We start from the raw sequence: 15643 nt of genomic DNA on the forward strand, positions 1-15643 counted from the left end.
CTGTCTTACTTCTCCTCGGTGGTGCGGGTGTGGGTGACGGCGGGCTCGTTGCCCCCGAGCAGCAGGTACAGGACGGCCATGCGGATGGAGACGCCGTTGGCGACCTGTTCGACGACGGTGCAGCGGTCGGAGTCGGCGACCTCGGCGGTGATCTCCATGCCGCGGACCATCGGGCCGGGGTGCATCACGATCGCGTGCTCGGGCATCCGCGCCATGCGGTCGCCGTCGAGGCCGTAGCGCCGGGAGTACTCCCGCTCGGTGGGGAAGAACGCGGCGTGCATGCGCTCGCGCTGCACGCGCAGCATCATCACGGCGTCGGACTTGGGCAGCGTGCTGTCGAGGTCGTACGACACCTCGCAGGGCCAGGACTCGATGCCGACCGGCAGCAGGGTGGGCGGCGCGACGAGGGTGACCTCGGCGCCGAGGGTGTGCAGCAGGTCGACGTTGGAGCGGGCGACGCGGCTGTGCAGGACGTCGCCGACGAGCGTGATCCGCTTGCCGGACAGGTCCTGGCCGAGGCCGGTGTCCCGGCCGACGAGGCGGCGGCGCATGGTGAAGGCGTCGAGCAGGGCCTGGGTGGGGTGCTGGTGGGTGCCGTCGCCCGCGTTGATGACGGCGGCGTCGATCCAGCCGGAGTTCGCCAGGCGGTACGGCGCTCCGGAGGCGCCGTGGCGGATGACGACGGCGTCGACACCCATGGCTTCGAGGGTCTGGGCGGTGTCCTTGAGGGACTCGCCCTTGGACACGCTCGATCCCTTGGCGGAGAAGTTGATGACGTCCGCGGAGAGGCGCTTCTCGGCGGCCTCGAAGGAGATCCGGGTACGGGTGGAGTCCTCGAAGAAGAGGTTGACGATCGTGCGGCCGCGCAGGGTCGGCAGCTTCTTGATCGGCCGGTCGGCGACCCGGGCCATCTCCTCGGCGGTGTCGAGGATCAGGACGGCGTCGTCGCGGGTGAGGTCGGCGGCCGAGATGAGATGACGCTGCATCTGTCAGGCTCCGTAAAGGCGATTCGGTGTCGGGAGGCGAGGCCCGGTCGGCCGGTCACAGCCGGGCGGGCGGGCGCGCGGGTGGGCGACGCGGGGCGCACGGCAGGGCCGTACGCCGGGGTGGTCGCTAGTGCTGCGCGCCCCGGGCGGCCGGCTTCGCACCGAGCAGCACGGTGTCCCGACCGTCCTCCTCGGCGAGCTGGACCTTGACCGTCTCCCGCAGCGACGTGGGGAGGTTCTTGCCGACATAGTCGGCGCGGATGGGCAGTTCGCGGTGGCCGCGGTCGACGAGGACCGCGAGCTGGACGGCGCGCGGGCGGCCGATGTCGTTCAGCGCGTCGAGCGCGGCGCGGATGGTGCGGCCGGAGAAGAGGACGTCGTCGACGAGGACGACGAGGCGGCCGTCGATCCCGTCACCGGGGATCTCCGTGCGGGCCAGCGCACGCGGCGGGTGCATGCGCAGGTCGTCGCGGTACATGGTGATGTCGAGCGAGCCGACCGGGATCTTGCGGTCGGTGATCTCCGCCAGCTTGTCGGCGAGCCGCCGGGCGAGGAAGACGCCCCGGGTCGGGATGCCGAGGAGCACCACGTCGTCGGCGCCCTTGGCGCGTTCGACGATCTCGTGGGCGATGCGGGTCAGTACGCGTGCGATGTCGGGGGCCTCGAGGACGGGCCTGGCATCGGACGGCTGCGGATCCTGTTGCGGATTTTCCTGCGTGTCCATACGAAACGGACCTCCTTCTCCGCCTCACGGGACGGACCTTAAAGGACGTCGGATTTGCGCCATCCACGGTAGCAGGCCCCTGGAACGCCCCTGATCACCCCCCTGGCCCAATGGAGAGCGTTTACCACGGAAGAGTCGGTCCGGACCATTCGGCTTGACGGGGCAGAGTCACGCTGCGTAACCTCACAGTGAGTCACCAGCCTTCGTCCGGGGAGCTATATGTCCAGCGAATACGCCAAACAGCTCGGGGCCAAGCTCCGGGCCATCCGCACCCAGCAGGGCCTTTCCCTCCACGGTGTCGAGGAGAAGTCCCAGGGACGCTGGAAGGCGGTCGTGGTCGGTTCGTACGAGCGCGGCGACCGCGCCGTCACCGTGCAGCGCCTTGCGGAGCTGGCGGATTTCTATGGGGTTCCTGTGCAGGAGCTGCTTCCCGGGACGACCCCCGGTGGCGCGGCCGAGCCGCCGCCGAAGCTGGTCCTCGACCTGGAGCGCCTGGCCAACGTCCCGGCCGAGAAGGCGGGCCCGCTCCAGCGGTACGCCGCGACGATCCAGTCCCAGCGCGGTGACTACAACGGCAAGGTGCTCTCCATCCGCCAGGACGACCTGCGCACACTCGCCGTCATCTACGACCAGTCCCCCTCGGTCCTGACCGAGCAGCTGATCAGCTGGGGTGTCCTGGACGCGGACGCGCGTCGCGCCGTCTCCCACGACGAGGGCTGACCCCTCGGGCGAGACTCAGCAGAAACGTGCCGCCGGGGTGGCCGGAACCTTTCGGTTCGGGCCACCCCGGCGGTTTTCTGTCTCCAGGGACGCCGATGGGGACGCGGGCGGGCCGACGTCTCCGAGGGCCTCCCATGGGAGGCCCGGAGGTCCCCTATTCGGCTTCCCTGCGGAGCGACGGCTTCAGGTCCTTCAGGCGCCCGAGCAGTCCGTTCACGAACGACGGGGAGTCGTCCGTGGAGAACTCCTTCGCCAGCTGCACCATCTCGTCCAGCACCACCGCGTCGGGGGTCTCGTCGACCCAGATCAGCTCGTAGGCGCCGAGCCGCAGGATGTTGCGGTCCACGACCGGCATCCGGTCGAGGGTCCAGCCCACCGAGTACTGCGCGATCAGTTCGTCGATGCGCTTGGCGTACTCGGAGTACCCCTCGACCAGCTGCATCGTGTACTCGCTGACCGGCGGCTGCCTGGTGTCGGACCGGGAATGCCGGATCCAGTCCGCGAGGACGGTCAGGACGTCGGCCCCGCGCTGGTCGCCCTCGAAGAGGATCTGGAAGGCGCGCTTGCGGGCCGTGTTACGGGCAGCCACGGTTAGCTGTTCACCCGGCCGAGGTAGTCGCTGGTGCGGGTGTCGACCTTGATCTTCTCACCGGTGGTGATGAAGAGGGGCACCTGGATCTGGTGGCCGGTCTCCAGGGTGGCGGGCTTGGTGCCACCGGTGGAGCGGTCGCCCTGGACGCCCGGCTCGGTCTCCTGGATGACGAGCTCGACGGCGGCCGGCAGCTCGACGAAGAGCACCTCGCCCTCGTGCTGCGCGACGGTGGCGGTGAAGCCCTCGATCAGGAAGTTGGCGGCGTCGCCGACGGCCTTGCGGTCGACCATCAGCTGGTCGTAGGTCTCCATGTCCATGAAGACGAAGTACTCGCCGTCCATGTAGGAGAACTGCATGTCGCGCTTGTCGACGGTGGCCGTCTCGACCTTCACGCCGGCGTTGAAGGTCTTGTCGACGACCTTCCCGGAGAGCACGTTCTTGAGCTTGGTGCGCACGAAGGCCGGGCCCTTGCCGGGCTTGACGTGCTGGAACTCGACGACGGACCAGAGCTGGCCGCCGTCGAGCTTGAGCACCATGCCGTTCTTGAGGTCGTTCGTGGAAGCCACGGTTGCTTCAATCTCCTGGACTTACGTGGACGACCCCGGGGCACGCGCGCAGCTCAAGGGCTAGAGCGCGAGCAGCTCCTTGGTCGTGATGGTGAGTAGCTCGGGTCCGCCGTCCGCCTCGGGGCGTACGACGAGCGTGTCATCGATCCGGACACCGCCCCGGCCCGGGAGGTGGACCCCCGGTTCGACGGTGACCGGCACGCAAGCGTCCAGTTTACCCATGGCCGCGGGGGCCAACTGCGGGTCCTCGTCGATTTCGAGTCCCACACCGTGCCCCATCAGTGCCGGGAGGTCCGCGCCGTGACCCGCGGAGTCCAGTACGTGACGGGCCGCGCGGTCGACGGCGCGATAGGCGGCGCCGGGGACGAGGCTCTCGCGGCCGGCCCGCTGGGCTGCGAAGACGAGGTCGTAGAGCTCGATCTGCCAGTCGGCCGGCGAGGTCCCGATGACGAAGGTGCGGCCGATCTCGCAGCGGTAGCCGCGGTAGACGGCGCCGAGGCACACGGAGAGGAAGTCACCCTCCTCGACGCGGCGATCGGTGGGGAGGTGGCCGCGGCGGCCGGAGTTGGGGCCCGTGGCGACGGAGGTGGCGAAGGCGGGGCCGTCGGCGCCGTGGTCGACCAGGCGGCGCTCCAGTTCCAGGGCGAGGTGGCGTTCGGTACGGCCGACGAGGATCGACTCCAGGAGTTCCCCGAGGGCCTGGTCGGCGATCTCCGCGCCGATGCGCAGACAGGAGATCTCCTCCTCGTCCTTGACGACCCGGAGCTGCTCGACCGCGCCGCCGAGGTCGGTGAGCCGCAGCCGGGGGGCGACTGAGCGGAGCGCCCGGTGCCGGGCCACGGTGAGGTGGTGCTCCTCCACGGCGAGGGACTCGGCGCCGGCGGCCGTGACGAGGTCGGCGGCCGCGACCGCCGGGTCGCCGCCGGGCTTCGGCAGCAGGTGGACGCGGACGGCGTCGTCGGGCCGCCCCTCGGAGCTGTCGCCCCTCGGGGGTGCGCCGCAGAGGAGGACGTCCTCGGCCGCGCCGAGCAGGAGGACGGCGCCGCGGGGGGCCGCGCCCGTGAGGTACCGCACGTTGGCCGGGCGGGTCACGAGAGCGGTGGCGCTGCCGCTCGCCTGGCAGCGTTCTCTCAGCCGGGTTCGGCGGGCGGCGTGGGCGTCTGACATGCCCCGAGCGTATGAGCTCCGCTGGTCGGGCGCCGGTTCAGTGCGGCCGAGTGGGGGTGCGGGGAGGGCCGGGGAGGGAGGGGGTGGGACTGGTGGTGTGCGGGGTGCGGGTGGGTGGGGGCTTGTCGCGCAGTTCCCCGCGTCCCTTGGGTTGCTGGGGCTGAGCGGTGGTCACCGGTTCCGTCGGTCTGCCTTGCCGCCCTCGACCTGCCTCGCCGCTCGTGTGACCTGCCTTGTCGGCCGCGACCTACCCTGCCGCCCTCAGAGCTGCCCTGCCGGACTTGTTACCACTTCGGGGGGCTTGCTATTGATCTGGCCAGGACCTCGTCCAGGACTCGGGCCGTGGCGGGGACGTCCAGTTGGGAGTTGTCGATGATGGGGAGGCCCGAGCCGTACCAGCCGGCCATGCGGCCGTGGATGCGGGCGACCTCCTCGTCGGTGAGGCGGCGGTTGCCCGTGCGCTCCGCGTTGCGTTCGAGGACGATCTCCAGGCCGGGCAGGAGGACGACGGGGAGGAGGCCGGGGCCGACATGTCGCTTCCAGCCGCCGAGGCCGACGACGGGGCGGTCGGGGAAGACCGCGTCGTCGAGGATGCAGGAGATGCCGTTGGCCAGGAAGTTCCGCGCGGCGAAGCCGCAGGTGCGGCGGGCGAGACGGTACTGCGCCTCGGAGTTGTCGTTCCACCCGGACTGCGGGTCGGCGAAGCCCGAGCGGACCCATTCGCGCACGTCGTCGAGGCTGATGTGCGCGGTGGGCACCCGGCGGTGGTCCGCCCAGTACTTGGCGACGCTCGTCTTGCCCGCGCCCGCGGGGCCGATGAGGAGGACGGCGAGCGTGGTGGTCGTGACGTCCGGCGCGCCGGCGGCGGGCGGCGGGCTCGGCATGGTGACGGGGCCGCCCGGCGGCAGTTGCACGTGTCCGGTGGTGTCCCGGGGCACACCGGTGTGCTGCGGGGGTGAGGCGGGCGGATGCCCGGGGCCTCCCGCGAAGCCCGGTGCGGGCGGGGGCACCGATCCCGGCGGGGCCGACGGCGCGGGGGGCGCCATGGGCGCGGGCGGGCTCGCCGGGGCGTGGCCGGGGTGCGGGGCCGGGGGCACGGGGGGAGGAGCGGGGTGGCTCGCGCCGGGGTGGCCCGGAGGCGTGGCGCCCGGTGCTCCCGGGTGCGGTGCGGCGGGGTGTCCCTGGTGGTTCGCGGTGGGCGACCAGGGGGTCGCCGGGTCCTGCCCCGGCCGGTGGGGCGGCGGCAGCGGAGCTCCCACTGCGTGCTGCATCCGGTGCCACTCCGTCTCGTACAGTCACATCGACACTGGCAGGCGGGGCTCTGGGACCCCCGCCCTCACCGAACGGTACCGCCCCCGGCCGCCGATTGGTGAACGGCCGGGGGCGTCCCGGAGTGCCCAAGTGGCCATGACCACAAGGCGAATCGGGCAAGCACGGCCCGAACGGGCGTTACTGGCCCACTTCGCCGTACGCCGCGAGGAGCACCGCGGGGTCGGGCCCCTCCAGGACGGTGGGCTTGGCCAGGCCGTCGAGGACGATGAAGCGCAGCAGGTCGCCGCGGGACTTCTTGTCGACCTTCATGGTCTCCAGCAGCTTGGGCCACTGGTCGTAGCGGTAGTGCAGCGGCAGTCCGACGGACTCCAGGACCGTGCGGTGGCGGTCGGCGGTCGCGTCGTCCAACCGGCCCGCCAGACGGCCCAGTTCGGCGGCGAAGTGCATGCCGACGGACACGGCCGCGCCGTGGCGCCACTTGTAGCGTTCGTTCTTCTCGATGGCGTGGGCGAGGGTGTGGCCGTAGTTGAGGACCTCGCGGCGGCCGGACTCCTTGAGGTCGCCGGAGACGACTTCGGCCTTGACCCGGATGGACCGTTCGATCAGCTCGGCCGTGTGCGGTCCGGCGGGCGTGCGCGCGGCCTGCGGGTCGGCCTCGATGAGGTCGAGGATCACCGGGTCGGCGATGAAGCCGGCCTTGATGATCTCGGCGAGCCCGGACACGTAGTCGTTGACCGGCAGCGAGTCGAGCGCGGCGAGGTCGCAGAGCACCCCGGCGGGCGGGTGGAAGGAGCCGACGAGGTTCTTGCCCTCGGCGGTGTTGATGCCGGTCTTGCCGCCGACCGCCGCGTCCACCATGGCGAGGACCGTGGTGGGGATGGCGATCCAGCGGACGCCGCGCAGCCAGGTCGCCGCCACGAACCCGGCGAGGTCCGTGGTGGCGCCGCCGCCGACGCCCACGATGACGTCGGTGCGGGTGAACCCGGACTGGCCGAGCGCCTTCCAGCAGTAGGCGGCGACCTCGGCGGTCTTCGCCTCCTCCGCGTTGGGCACCTGGATGGCGACGGCCTCGTAACCCTGCCCGGCCAGATCGGCGCGCAGGGCCTCGGCGGTCTCGTCCAGCGCCTCGGGGTGGATCACCGCGACCCGTTTGGCCCGGTCGCCGATCAGCCCGCCCAGCTCACCGAGGAGTTGGCGGCCCACCAGGACCTCGTACGGCTCGGTGCCCGCCGTGCCGCCGACCTGGATCCGGGTCACTGTCTCGCTCATGCTTCCTTCAACTCCAGGGCGTTCAGGGCCGCTTGGGTGACTTCCTCGGGCGTGCGGCCGTCCGTGGGCACGACGGCCGTGGCGATCTCCTCGTAGAGGTGGCGGCGGGCCTCCATCAGCTCCCGCCACTGCTTGCGGGGGTTGACGGCGAGCAGCGGCCGGGCGGTGTTGAGGCCGGTGCGCTTGACCGCCTCCTCGACGTCCATCGAGAGATAGACGACGCGCTCTCCGGCGAGCAGGGCGCGGGTGTCCTGGTCGAGGATGGCGCCGCCACCGAGGGCGAGGATCCCGTCGTGCGAGGCGAGCGCCGTGTGCACGGCCTGCTTCTCGATGGCGCGGAAGGCGGCCTCGCCCTCGTCGACGAAGATCTCCGCGACCGTGCGGCCCTGCGCGGCCACGATGTCGTCGTCGGTGTCGCGGTAGGCGACGCCGAGCCGCTCGGCGAGCAGCTGTCCGACGGTGGACTTGCCGACGCCCATGGGGCCGACGAGAACGACCAGAGGCACCGGGCTCACCGGATCGCGAGGTTGTCGAGGTACGAGCGGACGTTGCGGCGGGTCTCGGTGACGCTGTCGCCGCCGAACTTCTCGGCCACCGCGTCGGCCAGGACCAGCGCGACCATGGCCTCGGCGACGATGCCGGCGGCGGGCACCGCGCACACGTCGGAGCGCTGGTGGTGGGCCTGCGCGGCCTCCCCCGTGGTGACGTCCACGGTCTGGAGCGCGCGCGGCACGGTCGCGATGGGCTTCATGGCGGCGCGCACGCGCAGCAGCTCGCCCGTGGTGAGCCCGCCCTCGGTGCCGCCGGAGCGGCCGGTGGCCCGCTTGATGCCCTGGTCGGTGGCGAGGATCTCGTCGTGCGCCTTGGAGCCCGGCACCCGGGCCAGGTCGAAGCCGTCGCCGACCTCGACGCCCTTGATCGCCTGGATGCCCATCAGCGCGGCGGCGAGCCGGGCATCGAGGCGGCGGTCCCAGTGCACGTGCGAGCCGAGGCCCACCGGCACGTCGTAGGCCAGCACCTCGACGACGCCGCCGAGCGTGTCGCCGTCCTTGTGGGCCTGGTCGATCTCGGCGACCATCGCCTTCGAGGCGTCCGCGTCGAGGCAGCGCACCGGGTCGGCGTCCAGCTTCTCGACATCGGCGGGGGTCGGGTACACGCCGTAGGGGGCCTTCGCGGCGGCCAGCTCGACGACGTGGCTGACGATCTCGATCCCGGCGGTCTCCTTGAGGTACGACCGGGCCACGGCGCCGAGGGCGACGCGGGCGGCGGTCTCCCGGGCGGAGGCCCGCTCCAGGACCGGCCGGGCCTCGTCGAAGCCGTACTTCTGCATGCCGGCGAGGTCGGCGTGGCCGGGGCGGGGACGGGTCAGCGGGGCGTTGCGGGCGAGGCCGGCGAGGATCTCGGGGTCGACCGGGTCGGCCGACATGACCTGCTCCCACTTGGGCCACTCGGTGTTGCCGACCATGATCGCCACCGGCGAGCCCATGGTCAGTCCGTGTCGCACGCCGCCGATGAACGTGATCTCGTCGCGCTCGAACTTCATCCGGGCACCGCGTCCATAGCCGAGGCGCCGGCGGGCCAGGTGGTCCGCCACCATCTCCGTGGTGATCGGCACGCCGGCGGGAAGGCCCTCCAGCGTCGCGACAAGTGCGGGACCGTGGGACTCCCCCGCGGTCAGCCAGCGCAACCTGCTCAACGGTGCTCCTCAGTCTCGCGCCCTGGTACTGCGTCCTGCCTGCGTGTACGCGCGTCCTGCGTACGGCGACGGCTACCGGGTGCGCGGCCCCGGCCCGCCACCTCCGATCCTCCCACGTCCGGGCGCACAACCCGGTCGCAGGTCCATCAGGCGGACGCGCCAGTGGGCGCCCCGGGCCGCCTCGCGGTGATCGCGCCGGGTTACCCCTCGGTACAGAACCTGCGCGGGATCGGCACACGCCGGTGAGCGGCACCGCACGTGGGACCGTCACGCGGCCCTTACGTGGCCCGCGCCGAGTCACCTCGGGCCCTAGCCCCGCTCGGCCAGGGCCCTCTCGCCTGCCTGCCGCATCGCGCCCACCGGGGCAGCCTTGCAACCGGTCATCTGCTCGACCTGGAGAACCGCCTGGTGGACCAGCAGGTCGAGCCCGCTGACCACGGCACCGCCGTAGGCCGACCAGCGCGCCGCCAGCTCGGTGGGCCAGGGGTGGTACAGCACGTCGAACAGCGTCGTCGGCCGCTCCGGTACGGCCCCGGACAGTGCGTCCGTGGCCCCGGCCGGCGTCGTGGCGATCACCAGAGGAGCGCTCAGCGCCTGCTCGGCGTCCGCCCAGTCGGCCGTCCGCACCTCGACCTCCAGCCGCTCGCCCCACTGCCGCATCTCGGCGGCGCGGGCGTCGCTGCGCACGTACGCCACGACCTCGCCGGTGCAGATCCGCGCGAGCGCCGCCAGCGCGGACGACGCGGTGGCCCCGGCGCCGAGGATCGCGGCGGACTCGACCTGCTCGATACCGCGCTCCCGCAGGGCCGCGACCATGCCCGGGATGTCGGTGTTGTCACCGATCCGCCGCCCGTCCTCGCCGAACACCAGCGTGTTGACCGCCTCCACCGACATCGCCGTCTCGCTGATCTCGTCCAGCAGCGGCATGACGGCCCGCTTCAGCGGCATCGTCAGCGACAGCCCCGCCCACTCGGGGCCGAGCTTCTCGACGAACGCGGGCAACGCCTCCTCGTCGACCTCGAACCGGTCGTACGTCCAGTCGGTGAGCCCGAGTTCGGCGTAAGCGGCCCTGTGCAGCACCGGCGAGAGCGAGTGAGCGATCGGCGACCCGAGCACGGCGGCACGGTGCTTGTTGGTGGTGCGGCTCATTGCCCGTTCAGTTCCTTCAGGTACTTCTGGCGATTGCGGTTCTGCTCTTCGTTCGTCTCGGCGAACAACGTCTCCTTCTTCAAGGAGACGAAGTAGTACCAGCCACCCTTGGCCGGATCGAGGGCTCCCTCGATCGCCTCGTCACCGGGGTTTCCGATGGGTCCGGGCGGCAGACCCTTGATCTTGTACGTGTTGTACGGGTCGTCGATCTGCCGCAGCGAGTCGACCGAACCCGTCGCCAGCTTGGATTCACCACGCAGGTAGTTCACCGTCGAGTCGAAGTCGAGCAGACCGAAGGTCTCCTGGTTGGTCGGCTCGAGCCGGTTGTAGACAACCCGCGCGATCTTCCGGAAGTCCTTCCTGTTGTCGCCCTCGGCCTGGACCAGGCTCGCCACCGTGACCACCTGGAGCGGACTCTCCAGCTTGAGGCCCTTCGCCTTGCCCTCCAGGTCGAATTGCTCGTACTTCGCCTTCGCGAGGTCGACCATTTCCTTCAGGACGTCCTCGGGCTTCATCCCCTTGGCCACCGGATAGGTGGAGGGGTAGAGGAATCCTTCCAGCGGATCCTTGACGTCCTCGTTGTCGTTCGCCCACTCGGGAAGGCCGAGCTTCGACCACTCCTTCTCGGCGACGTCCTTGGTCGTCCCCTTCTTGAGGCCCAACTCCTTGTCGATCCTGGCGTAGACGTCGTTGTTGCGTTCGCCTTCGGGGACGGTGAAGTTGTTCTGGCTCTTGGGGTCGAGCATCAACGCGAGGGCGCTCTTGGCGGACATCTCCTTCTTCAGCAGATAAACGCCCGCCTGGATCTGGGGTTTCGAGGGATCCTCCGCCAGCGCGTTGGTAAATGCCTCGACGCTCTCGACAACCCCCGCCGCCTTCAGCTTCTGCCCGATCACCGAGCCGAATTCGCCCTTGCCGACCGTGATCGTGACCGTCTCGTTCGTGCCGGATCCCTCGTAATCGGCAGCCTCGGCAAAACGGCTTTGGTAGAACTGGTACCCGAAATAGCTGACGCCCGCGAAACCACCGCCGAGGACCACGACGACCACCAGGCAGGCGAGGCCGCTACGGCGTTTCTTGCCGCCCTTGCCCGTCTTCCCCGACTTGCCTCCGCGGCCTTTCCGTTCGCTTCGGCCGCTGCGCTCCTCGGCTTCGTCGTCATCGTCATCCGAGCCACCCGCGAAGAACGCGAGCTCGCCCTGGTCGGGTCCGGGGTCCCAATCGGTGCGCTCGCCGGCCTGCTGCTCCTCCGGCTCGGGCGCAGCCGGTGGCGTCGGCGCGGGTGCCGGTTCCGCGGCGCGACGGGACGGCGGCTCCGGCGGCGGATACGCGTCGGGTGTGCCGTAGAAGTCCTGCTGACCGCCGCCGTAGGCCGCCGCCTGCTGCTGTCCGTACGGGTCGGAGGGGTCGGGGGTGTAGGCGCCCTGCGCGTGCTGGTGCGAGCCGTTCGCCCAGCCGCCGTCGGCCTGGCCGTAGTGCTGCTGGTCATGGCCGGGGTAATGCTGCTGGTGCTGGTCTGCGTACGGCTGCTGGCCCGGGTCGCCGTACTCCTGCTGGTACTGCTGCTGGGCGTAGGCGTCCTGCTGGCCGTTGCCCCAACCGCCGTTGCCGTTGCCGTCGGCGTACTGCTGGTACTGCTGCTGCTCGGGGTAGTGCTGCTGTGGCTGGCCGCCGTAGGGGGCCTGCTGGCCCACCTGGGCCTGCTGCCCGCTCCATCCGCCGTCCCCGTACAACGGGTCGTCCGGATGCCACGGTTCGGAGCCCGGGCCCCGGCCATACTCAGTCATCGATCCCCTAGAGCCGCGAGGCGGCGGTTACGCGGGGCTTGTGGCTCGGCTTTCGTCCCCGCCTCTTTCTGTGCGGAGGCTGTTCGAAGGCCACCGCATCGCGCGGAACGTTACCGTATCGCGATCAGTGGGCCACTTCGACGCCTTCGCCGGGAGCTTTACCTGACACCCGTTCGGATTCCAGCGCTTGTTGCAGGATGATCACCGCCGCTGCCTGGTCGATCACCGACCTGCCCTTTTTCGACTTGACCCCCGAAGCGCGCAGTCCCTGGCCGGCTGTCACTGTGGTCATCCTCTCGTCGACGAGTCTGACCGGAATGGGCGCGATCATGCGCGCCAACTCCTGTGCGAACTTTCGAACCTTGACCGCCGCAGGGCCCTCGCCCCCCTTGAGGGAACGAGGGAGACCGACGACGACCTCGATCGGTTCGTACTCGTCGACGAGTTGCCCCAACCGGCGCTGGGCGGCCGGGACATCACGCCCGGGGACCGTCTCCACCGGGGTGGCGAGGATCCCGTCGGGATCGCACGAGGCGACCCCGATACGGGCGTCGCCCACGTCGATCGCGAGGCGACGGCCGCGGCGCATGACCGGGCCGTCGTCTTCGCTCCTGTGATCGGCGGTGTTCACCGGCTCACTCGATCCGTCGCTCCGGCCGTGCTCACTTGGCCGTCTCGGCGACCAGGCGCTCCACCGCGTCCACGGCCTCACCGATGGCGGCCGGGTTCTGGCCGCCGCCCTGGGCGACGTCCGGCTTGCCGCCGCCACCCCCACCGAGGGTCTTGGCGGCCGTGCGGACCAGGTCGCCGGCCTTCAGACCCCGCTCGCGGGCGGCCTCGTTGGTGGCGATGACCGTCAGCGGCTTGCCGTTCACCGTGGTGAACAGGGCGACCACGGCGGCCCGGCCGCCCTGGATGCGTCCGCGCACGTCGAGGACCAGCTTGCGGAGGTCGTCGGCGGTCGTGCCGTCCGGGACCTGACCGGTCACCAGGGCAACACCGCGAACGTCCTTGGCGGACTCGGCGAGACCGGCGGCGGCCTGCAGCACCTTCTCGGCGCGGAACTTCTCGATCTCCTTCTCGGCGTCCTTCAGCTTGCCGAGCATGGCGGAGACCTTCTCCGGGAGCTCCTCCGGACGGCCCTTGATCAGCTCCTGGAGCTGGGCGACGACCGTGTGCTCACGGGCGAGGAAGTTGTAGGCGTCGACACCGACGAGGGCCTCGATACGGCGCACACCGGAGCCGATGGAGGACTCGCCGAGCAGCTTGACCAGGCCGAGCTGCGAGGTGTTGTGGACGTGCGTGCCGCCGCACAGCTCCTTGGAGAAGTCGCCGATGGTCACCACGCGGACGCGGTCGCCGTACTTCTCGCCGAACTCGGCGATGGCGCCCTGCTTCTTGGCCTCGTCGATGCCCATGACATCGGCGCGCACGTCGAGATCGCGGGCCAGCACCTCGTTGATCTTCTGCTCGACGTCGGTCATCACGGCCGTGGGAACGGCGGACGGCGAACCGAAGTCGAAGCGGAAACGGCCGGGCTGGTTCTCGGAACCGGCCTGGGCGGCCGTCGGACCGAGGGCGTCCCGCAGCGCCTGGTGGGTGAGGTGGGTGGCGGAGTGGGCGCGGGCGATGGCCGTGCGGCGGCGGGAGTCGATCGAGGCATGGGCCTTGGCGCCGACGGTCACCTCGCCTACCTGGACGACGCCCTTGTGGACGTACACGCCCGGGACCGGCTTCTGGCAGTCGCGGACCTCGATGACGGCACCGGAGTCGAGCCTGATGCGTCCGGTGTCGCCGATCTGGCCGCCGCCCTCGGCGTAGAACGGGGTGCGGTCGAGGACGATCTCGACCTCGTCGCCCTCGGTGGCGGCGGGCGAGGAGACACCGTCGACGAGGATGCCGACGACCGTGGACTCGCCCTCGGTGCTGTCGTAGCCGATGAAGTCGGTCTCGCCGGAGTTGTCGGCGATCTCGCGGTAGGCGCCGAGGTCGGCGTGGCCCGTCTTCTTGGCCTTGGCGTCTGCCTTGGCGCGGTCCCGCTGCTCCTTCATCAGGCGGCGGAAGCCGTCCTCGTCCACGGTCAGGCCCTGCTCGGCGGCCATCTCCAGGGTGAGGTCGATCGGGAAGCCCCAGGTGTCGTGGAGCAGGAACGCCTTGTCACCGGCGAGGACCTTGCCGCCGGCGGCCTTGGTGTCGGTGACGGCGGTGTCGAGGATGTTGGTGCCGGCCTTCAGCGTCTTGAGGAAGGCGGCCTCCTCGGCGAGGGCGACCTTCTCGATGCGCTCGCGGTCGGTGATCAGCTCGGGGTACTGCTGGCCCATCATGTTGATGACCACGTCGATGAGGTCCTGGACGACCGGGCCGGTGGCGCCGAGGAGACGCATGTTGCGGATGGCGCGGCGCATGATGCGGCGCAGGACGTAGCCGCGGCCCTCGTTGCCGGGGGTGACGCCGTCGCCGATGAGCATCACGGCGGTGCGGATGTGGTCGGTGACCACGCGCAGGGAGACGTCGGAGTCCTTGGCGTCGCCGTAGCGGACGCCGGTCAGCTCGGTGGCCTTGTCGATGACGGCCATGGAGGTGTCGATCTCGTACATGTTCTGCACGCCCTGCAGAATCATGGCGAGGCGCTCCAGGCCGAGGCCCGTGTCGATGTTCTTGCTGGGCAGCTCGCCGAGGATCTCGAAGTCCTCCTTCGAGGTGCCCTCGCCGCGCTCGTACTGCATGAAGACCAGGTTCCAGATCTCCACGTACCGCTCGTCGTTGACGGCCGGGCCGCCCTCGACGCCGAACTCGGGGCCGCGGTCGTAGTTGATCTCGGAGCACGGGCCGCAGGGGCCGGGGACGCCCATGGACCAGTAGTTGTCCTTCATGCCGAGGCGCTGGATGCGCTCCTTGGGCACGCCGATCTGCTCGTGCCAGATGCGCTCGGCCTCGTCGTCGTCCTTGTAGACGGTGATCCAGAGCTTCTCCGGCTCCAGGCCGTAACCACCCTTGTCCTGGGGGCTGGTGAGCAGCTCCCAGGCGTACTTGATGGCGCCTTCCTTGAAGTAGTCGCCGAAGGAGAAGTTGCCGCACATCTGGAAGAACGTGCCGTGCCGGGTGGTCTTGCCGACCTCTTCGATGTCCGGCGTACGGACGCACTTCTGCACGCTGGTGGCGCGGGAGAAGGGGGGCTTGACCTCACCGAGGAAGTACGGCTTGAAGGGGACCATGCCCGCGTTGACCAGGAGCAGAGTCGGGTCGTCCGCGATGAGCGACGCCGAAGGGACAACGGTGTGACCGCGCTCCTCGAAGAAGCTCAACCAGCGGCGACGAATCTCGGCCGACTCCATCAGTGGTCCTCATTCCGGTTGTACGGGTACGACGAGTTGTCGACGTACCTCGGATTCCTGCTGTACTTCGGGGTGTTGCTGTTCTCGATGGCAGCGACGCGCCGGGGGGCCGGGAGCTCCGGAAGGCGATCGGGGTTGGCCTCGATACCGAGGGCCTCGCCGAGTTCGGCCTCCCGCTGGGCCATGTTGTCGCGGACGTCGAGCGCGAAGCCGACCGCCCGGTCCTTGAGCTTGTGGCCCGCCTCGATCGCCTTGTTCGCCGCCTGGGTGGCGAGGTGTTCGGGCGTGAGCTGCTTCAGCTTGCGGTTGACCTTGGTGGTCGCCCACACTCCGGCGGCGACACCGGTGGTGAACCAGAACGTACGGCGGAACATCGCTCG

Annotated in this window: 15 protein-coding genes; 1 reads left to right on the forward strand and 14 read right to left on the reverse strand. The window is 70.5% G+C overall.

Annotated features, from left to right (window positions below; all coding sequences use genetic code 11):
- Window positions 1-5 precede the first annotated feature (5 nt).
- Entirely contained in the window at window positions 6-986 is a 981-nt protein-coding gene (locus M8J73_RS23335; protein ID WP_055541601.1) for an aspartate carbamoyltransferase catalytic subunit, read from the reverse strand.
- A gap of 127 nt (window positions 987-1113) precedes the next feature.
- The gene (gene pyrR / locus M8J73_RS23340) at window positions 1114-1710 is read right to left on the reverse strand and encodes a bifunctional pyr operon transcriptional regulator/uracil phosphoribosyltransferase PyrR (RefSeq protein WP_055542044.1); all 597 of its coding nucleotides are present in this window, start codon (window positions 1708-1710) and stop codon (window positions 1114-1116) included.
- Window positions 1711-1929: 219 nt separating this feature from the next.
- Here pyrR and bldD point away from each other — a divergent pair, with 219 nt between their 5' ends.
- Window positions 1930-2430, forward strand: a complete 501-nt coding sequence (bldD, locus tag M8J73_RS23345; RefSeq protein ID WP_055522449.1) for a transcriptional regulator BldD — start codon at window positions 1930-1932, stop codon at window positions 2428-2430.
- Between the two features lie 154 nt (window positions 2431-2584).
- On the opposite strand, the gene nusB is transcribed toward bldD, so the two are convergent.
- The 12 genes from nusB to M8J73_RS23405 all read right to left on the reverse strand — a co-directional run bounded on the left by nusB (window position 2585) and on the right by M8J73_RS23405 (window position 15637).
- Window positions 2585-3019, reverse strand: coding sequence for a transcription antitermination factor NusB (gene nusB, locus M8J73_RS23350; RefSeq protein ID WP_055542045.1), 435 nt, complete (start codon window positions 3017-3019; stop codon window positions 2585-2587).
- 2 nt (window positions 3020-3021) lie between these two features.
- Window positions 3022-3588: an elongation factor P gene (gene efp, locus M8J73_RS23355; protein WP_055522452.1), complete on the reverse strand. Its 567-nt coding sequence runs from the start codon at window positions 3586-3588 to the stop codon at window positions 3022-3024.
- Between the two features lie 60 nt (window positions 3589-3648).
- On the reverse strand, window positions 3649-4755 hold the full coding sequence (locus M8J73_RS23360) for an aminopeptidase P family protein (protein ID WP_055542046.1): 1107 nt from the start codon (window positions 4753-4755) through the stop codon (window positions 3649-3651).
- 284 nt (window positions 4756-5039) lie between these two features.
- On the reverse strand, window positions 5040-6026 hold the full coding sequence (locus M8J73_RS23365; protein WP_249829014.1) for an AAA family ATPase: 987 nt from the start codon (window positions 6024-6026) through the stop codon (window positions 5040-5042).
- Window positions 6027-6204: 178 nt separating this feature from the next.
- Window positions 6205-7296, reverse strand: coding sequence for a 3-dehydroquinate synthase (gene aroB, locus M8J73_RS23370; protein WP_249829015.1), 1092 nt, complete (start codon window positions 7294-7296; stop codon window positions 6205-6207).
- Entirely contained in the window at window positions 7293-7775 is a 483-nt protein-coding gene (locus M8J73_RS23375) for a shikimate kinase (protein ID WP_107423906.1), read from the reverse strand. The genes aroB and M8J73_RS23375 overlap by 4 nt, the downstream gene beginning before the upstream one ends.
- 32 nt (window positions 7776-7807) lie before the next feature.
- On the reverse strand, window positions 7808-8992 hold the full coding sequence (gene aroC, locus M8J73_RS23380) for a chorismate synthase (protein WP_055537233.1): 1185 nt from the start codon (window positions 8990-8992) through the stop codon (window positions 7808-7810).
- 309 nt (window positions 8993-9301) lie between these two features.
- Window positions 9302-10141, reverse strand: a complete 840-nt coding sequence (locus tag M8J73_RS23385; RefSeq protein WP_055537232.1) for a shikimate dehydrogenase — start codon at window positions 10139-10141, stop codon at window positions 9302-9304.
- Entirely contained in the window at window positions 10138-11928 is a 1791-nt protein-coding gene (gene mltG, locus M8J73_RS23390) for an endolytic transglycosylase MltG (RefSeq protein WP_055537231.1), read from the reverse strand. Before mltG ends, M8J73_RS23385 begins: the two co-directional genes overlap by 4 nt.
- A 124-nt stretch (window positions 11929-12052) precedes the next feature.
- Entirely contained in the window at window positions 12053-12517 is a 465-nt protein-coding gene (ruvX, locus tag M8J73_RS23395; protein WP_240501000.1) for a Holliday junction resolvase RuvX, read from the reverse strand.
- A gap of 73 nt (window positions 12518-12590) precedes the next feature.
- Window positions 12591-15263 carry an alanine--tRNA ligase gene (gene alaS / locus M8J73_RS23400; RefSeq protein WP_055537229.1) on the reverse strand — a complete coding sequence of 891 codons (2673 nt, stop codon included), beginning with the start codon at window positions 15261-15263 and terminating at the stop codon, window positions 12591-12593.
- A complete protein-coding gene (locus M8J73_RS23405) occupies window positions 15263-15637 on the reverse strand; it encodes a hypothetical protein (protein ID WP_055537228.1) in 375 nt (124 codons plus the stop codon). The genes alaS and M8J73_RS23405 overlap by 1 nt, the downstream gene beginning before the upstream one ends.
- Window positions 15638-15643 lie beyond the last annotated feature (6 nt).

The organism is Streptomyces neyagawaensis, assembly GCF_023516595.1.
Taxonomy (GTDB): Bacteria; Actinomycetota; Actinomycetes; order Streptomycetales; family Streptomycetaceae; genus Streptomyces; species Streptomyces neyagawaensis.

What these genes read in the sequence shown, in the direction of transcription:
- M8J73_RS23405 (WP_055537228.1), bottom strand. Translation starts at nt 15,637, where the DNA reads ATGTTCCGCCGTACGTTCTGGTTCACCACCGGTGTCGCCGCCGGAGTG.
- M8J73_RS23375 (WP_107423906.1), bottom strand. Translation starts at nt 7,775, where the DNA reads ATGGGCGTCGGCAAGTCCACCGTCGGACAGCTGCTCGCCGAGCGGCTC.
- M8J73_RS23385 (WP_055537232.1), bottom strand. Translation starts at nt 10,141, where the DNA reads ATGAGCCGCACCACCAACAAGCACCGTGCCGCCGTGCTCGGGTCGCCG.
- aroB (WP_249829015.1), bottom strand. Translation starts at nt 7,296, where the DNA reads ATGAGCGAGACAGTGACCCGGATCCAGGTCGGCGGCACGGCGGGCACC.
- ruvX (WP_240501000.1), bottom strand. Translation starts at nt 12,517, where the DNA reads ATGCGCCGCGGCCGTCGCCTCGCGATCGACGTGGGCGACGCCCGTATC.
- M8J73_RS23335 (WP_055541601.1), bottom strand. Translation starts at nt 986, where the DNA reads ATGCAGCGTCATCTCATCTCGGCCGCCGACCTCACCCGCGACGACGCC.
- bldD (WP_055522449.1), top strand. Translation starts at nt 1,930, where the DNA reads ATGTCCAGCGAATACGCCAAACAGCTCGGGGCCAAGCTCCGGGCCATC.
- M8J73_RS23360 (WP_055542046.1), bottom strand. Translation starts at nt 4,755, where the DNA reads ATGTCAGACGCCCACGCCGCCCGCCGAACCCGGCTGAGAGAACGCTGC.
- M8J73_RS23365 (WP_249829014.1), bottom strand. Translation starts at nt 6,026, where the DNA reads ATGCAGCACGCAGTGGGAGCTCCGCTGCCGCCGCCCCACCGGCCGGGG.
- mltG (WP_055537231.1), bottom strand. Translation starts at nt 11,928, where the DNA reads ATGACTGAGTATGGCCGGGGCCCGGGCTCCGAACCGTGGCATCCGGAC.
- pyrR (WP_055542044.1), bottom strand. Translation starts at nt 1,710, where the DNA reads ATGGACACGCAGGAAAATCCGCAACAGGATCCGCAGCCGTCCGATGCC.
- alaS (WP_055537229.1), bottom strand. Translation starts at nt 15,263, where the DNA reads ATGGAGTCGGCCGAGATTCGTCGCCGCTGGTTGAGCTTCTTCGAGGAG.